Source organism: Curtobacterium sp. B18, assembly GCF_000333375.1.
Taxonomy (GTDB): Bacteria; Actinomycetota; Actinomycetes; order Actinomycetales; family Microbacteriaceae; genus Curtobacterium.
Window position 1 is genome coordinate 1 of record NZ_BACZ01000090.1, and the last position, 1,721, is coordinate 1,721.

Here is a 1,721-nt window from a genome sequence, read left to right on the forward strand (position 1 = left end):
GCACCGCCGTCGTGCTCGTCGCGCTCCTGGTCGTGCCGGGCCTGCCCGTCGTCCGGCTGCTCGGACTCCGCGAGCCGATCGGCCGCGCCGGTCTCGTCGTCGCGACGAGTGCGGCGATCGACGCGGTCCTCGGGCTCGTGATGGTCTGGACCGGGCAGTGGGTCCCGCTGCCCGCGGCCGGACTGCTCAAACCGGTTCGACTATGATGCGCTGTAACCGCCCCAGTCCGGCAGAACTGAGTGACGTGTCCCACAACCCCGACCATGCAACGCCCGCCGGCTATCACACATGATCGGTTTAGCCTCATCCGCTTTCGCTCGCCACTACTCACGGAATCACATGTTGTTTTCTCTTCCTGTGGGTACTGAGATGTTTCACTTCCCCACGTTCCCTCTACCCGCCCTATATATTCAGGCGGGAGTCACCAGGTCGACAAGTCGCCTGGCGGGGTTTCCCCATTCGGAAATCCTCGGCTCACAGCTCGATTATCAGCTCCCCGAGGCTTATCGCAGATTTCTACGTCCTTCTTCGGCTCCAGATGCCAAGGCATCCACCGTTTGCTCTTAGAAACTTGACCACAAAGATTAAAATTGCGATCGACTCGACACCAGGCCACCCCGAAAGATGACCACCGTCTCGAGCGATCTAAGATGCTCGCGTCCACTGTGTAGTTCTCAACATACGATCGGCGCCACACTCCCCCAACACATGCGTGTCAGCTTCATGCGGCCCACCGAAGAACCCAACCAGCACCCGAAGGCCCCAGTCACGGCTCAACCCCCAACCATTACGGTCAGGAAGCCTGGTCCCTCAGGACCCAACAACGTGCACCAGCCACCTGCGCTCACCACCAACCCGTTCCAGACCCGCAAGCAGGTCGTACTGAGGCCGACAGCTACGCTGACGACTGCACTGTCAATGTTCCACCCATGAGCTACCGGCGAGAACGTTCGTCTCGATCCGGCGCCTGGACCCATCCCACCCCGAAGGACACGACGAGCCAGATGCTCCTTAGAAAGGAGGTGATCCAGCCGCACCTTCCGGTACGGCTACCTTGTTACGACTTAGTCCTAATCACCGATCCCACCTTCGACGGCTCCTTCCACAAGGGTTAGGCCACCGGCTTCGGGTGTTACCGACTTTCATGACTTGACGGGCGGTGTGTACAAGGCCCGGGAACGTATTCACCGCAGCGTTGCTGATCTGCGATTACTAGCGACTCCGACTTCATGAGGTCGAGTTGCAGACCTCAATCCGAACTGAGACCGGCTTTTTGGGATTCGCTCCACCTTACGGTATCGCAGCCCTTTGTACCGGCCATTGTAGCATGCGTGAAGCCCAAGACATAAGGGGCATGATGATTTGACGTCATCCCCACCTTCCTCCGAGTTGACCCCGGCAGTCTCCTATGAGTCCCCGCCATAACGCGCTGGCAACATAGAACGAGGGTTGCGCTCGTTGCGGGACTTAACCCAACATCTCACGACACGAGCTGACGACAACCATGCACCACCTGTACACCGACCACAAGGGGGCGACCATCTCTGGCCGTTTCCGGTGTATGTCAAGCCTTGGTAAGGTTCTTCGCGTTGCATCGAATTAATCCGCATGCTCCGCCGCTTGTGCGGGCCCCCGTCAATTCCTTTGAGTTTTAGCCTTGCGGCCGTACTCCCCAGGCGGGGCGCTTAATGCGTTAGCTACGACACAGAAACCGTGGAAAG

General features: G+C 59.1%; 2 rRNA genes. Both read right to left on the minus strand.

Annotated features, from left to right (window positions below):
* A 23S ribosomal RNA gene (locus I5E_RS25925) occupies positions 1–577 on the minus strand; the annotation flags it as partial.
* A gap of 438 nt (positions 578–1,015) precedes the next feature.
* Positions 1,016–1,721 (minus strand): 16S ribosomal RNA (locus I5E_RS02510); the annotation flags it as partial.